Genomic DNA, 2,816 nt, shown 5'->3' with positions numbered 1-2,816 from the left:
CATGATGAAAGTGCACTGTCACCGTAATTGCCTCGATGAAGCTAAGCCAGTAGATGCGCCAGCAGCGCCCTCAATTGTGCCGGCTTCAGCGGCTTGCGCATCAGTTCGATGCCGCCGGCGCGTGCCGCCTTGGCGACGGCTTCGGAACTGTCGGCGGTGACGATCAGGGCCGGCACGGCGCGGCCGAGATAGTCGCGGACCTCGGCGATGGTGGCAGTGCCGAGATCGCCGCCGTCGAGATGCTGGTCGGCAATGACGATGTCGGGCACCCAGTCGGTATCGCCCAGCATGTCGAGGGCGTCGTCGGTCGAGGTCGCGGCCCGCACCAGGCATTGCCAGCGCTCGAGCAGGAAGGTCATGGCCTGCAGAACCTCGACATCGTTCTCGATCAGCAGCACCTTGGTGCCGAACAGGCCGTAGCCGCGCGGCCGTTCCATGTCGGCGCTGTTGGCGATGGTGTCGGCCGGGGCGCCGATGCCGACCGGAACGTCGATGTGGAAGATCGTGCCGCGGCCGACCTTGGATGAAAATGTCACGGGATGGCCGAGCGCGCTGGCCATGCGGCGCACGATGGCAAGCCCGAGCCCGAGACCGCCGCCGTCCAGCTCCGCATTGGCCGACGAGGTGCCACGGTGGAATTCCTCGAACACCGCTTCGCGCTGGTCTTCGGGAATGCCGCAGCCGGTATCTGCGACGTCGATGCGGATGGTATCGCCGCGATGCCTGGTGCCGACCAGCACACCGCCGGAGCGTGTGTAGCCCAGCGCATTGGAGAGAATGTTCTGCAGGATGCGGCGCAACAGCGTGCGGTCGGAGCGGACCACGGCGTTGACCGGCCGGAATTTCAGCGACAGCCCCTTCAGTTCCGCCACCGGCAGGAAATCCGAGCGCAGCGATGAGAACAGCGCCTCCAGGCTGACGTCGCCGGTGTCGGGTTGCACCACGCCGGCGTCGAGCTTGGAGATGTCGAGCAGCGTGCGCAGCAGGTCCTCCATCGTCTCCAGCGAGCGCTCGACCTGCCGCACCAGCTTCCTGCCCTCGTCGCTGGTCTGCACTTCGGCCAGCGCCGAAACCGAGAGGTGGGCCGCGTTCAGCGGCTGCAGCACGTCATGGCTGGCGGCGGCGAGGAAGCGGGTCTTGGACAGGTTCGCCAGTTCGGCGTTTTCCTTGGCGGCGCTGAGGTCGATGTTCGACTGCTCCAGCCGGCGCAAGGTCGAATGCAGCTCCTCGGTGCGCGTGCGCACGCGATTTTCCAGCGAAATCGCGGTCTGGAACAGCGAGAAGGCATTGCCTTGCTGGTCCATCGACCGCTCGACGCGGCTGACCAGTGCGGCGTTGATCTTCTTCAGCTTTTCGAGATCGTTGATGTCCCTGAGCGGCATCTTATTCCGCCGCCTGTCGTTCGCCAAAGGCGATGCCGGTGAAGGTCTGGTTCAAATGCATCGACCGGTACTGTTCGCCATAGGTGCCGAAGCCGATGACATTGTTGACCCGGTAGAGCTCCGAGATGTCGCGAAAAACCTGGCGGTTGCGCGCGTCCAGACGGCGCAGCACGCAGTCGAAGCCGAGGATCATGTCGATGCCGCCAAGCCGCTCCTCGACATCCCTGAGCGCCGCGCGCGTCGATTCGACCATGTCCTTGGGTTGGGCGATCGACAGCACGACCCCGTCGTCTATGGCGCAGAAGAACGACAGCGAGCCATCGGGATGCATCTTCTGGATCGACCGGCAGTAATATTCGCCGCCCACTTTCACCACCACCGGATGCGAGGCAAAACTCAGCGGCGTCAGCGTCTGCGCAACGATGCCGACGGACGCGGCGTATTCCTCCGCCGCGTTGGTGGCATTGAACTCGCGCACGATGCGGTGATCGGGATCGGCCGCCGTCACCACCAGCTTCTCGTCGGTGGGAACGAAATTGTCGGTCTTGAAGACGTGGAAAGGGATTTCGGTGGCGATCAGCACGATGATGGCGCTGTCGGAGGTGACGTTGCCGTTCGAGATGAGGCGCGTCGTCTCGAACTTCAGGTCGTCGCCGGCCGAGCCGCCGAGCAGCGGTATGTCGTCGAGGCCCCAATGGATGGCCGAACTCACCGCTTCCTCGGCATAGGAGAGCCCATCGATGAAGCAGAGCGCGAAGGTGCCTTTGGTGCGGTCGCAACCCAGGCGCGCGCGCAGCGACCGCCGCAAGGCCTCGACCTCGCTGGTGATCCTGTCCATGCCCGACGAGGACAGATCGTCGACCATCACGCTGACGGCGGTGAACGCGGCGGACGGAAGCAGCATGGCGAGCACGTGGCCATCCTCGAGGCCTTGCGGCGTGATCTCGCCGGCGGTCGAGCAGCCCGCGTGATGAAGCGCCGGCGCGTGGCTCATGAGCGCCCGGGAAAGGGTGTCGGCCTCGACCAGGCTCTGGGAAAAAAACAGGAGCGCGAAGCCGGCGTCGATTGCCGCAGCCTCCAACGCGATCGCCTTGGCGAATGCGTCCATGTCGGGCTCATCCGTGGTGAGCGCCGACAGGCCGCATGCATAGCGCGTCCGTGAACTGGCCAGCGGTGTTCTCCGCATTTCCTCCGACGCTGTTTTATGCGCGTCGGGCGCGCGGGCGTCTGATAACATTGTTGCCCTCAAACCCTGTTTTGGCAATGGGCGACCGGGGCCGCGCGTTTGGGCTCAGCCCATGACCGAAAGTACAATGTAACGAGTTTGCGACGTGCTGTTTTTTGTCCATTGTGCAGTGTACGAATAACCATGGCCGAAGCGGCAACACCGCGTCGGCAGCGTGATGACCAAGGTTGATACCCAGGGAGGAAGCA

General features: G+C 64.3%; 2 protein-coding genes. Both read right to left on the bottom strand.

All coding sequences use genetic code 11. The annotated features are described in order from the left end of the window. Positions 1–41 precede the first annotated feature (41 nt). On the bottom strand, positions 42–1,382 hold the full coding sequence (locus ACXJ7R_RS29265) for a hybrid sensor histidine kinase/response regulator (RefSeq protein ID WP_184873667.1): 1,341 nt from the start codon (positions 1,380–1,382) through the stop codon (positions 42–44). A gap of 1 nt (position 1,383) precedes the next feature. Beyond that, positions 1,384–2,568, bottom strand: a complete 1,185-nt coding sequence (locus ACXJ7R_RS29260) for an FIST N-terminal domain-containing protein (RefSeq protein WP_457154870.1) — start codon at positions 2,566–2,568, stop codon at positions 1,384–1,386. Positions 2,569–2,816: the final 248 nt, after the last annotated feature.

Source organism: Mesorhizobium sp. P5_C1 (assembly GCF_054049815.1).
This window is presented reverse-complemented; position numbering and strand designations above follow the sequence as displayed.

Bases quoted from the DNA above. Each gene is read 5' to 3' on its own strand.
- ACXJ7R_RS29265 (WP_184873667.1), bottom strand. From the start codon at position 1,382: ATGCCGCTCAGGGACATCAACGATCTCGAAAAGCTGAAGAAGATCAAC.
- ACXJ7R_RS29260 (WP_457154870.1), bottom strand. From the start codon at position 2,568: ATGCGGAGAACACCGCTGGCCAGTTCACGGACGCGCTATGCATGCGGC.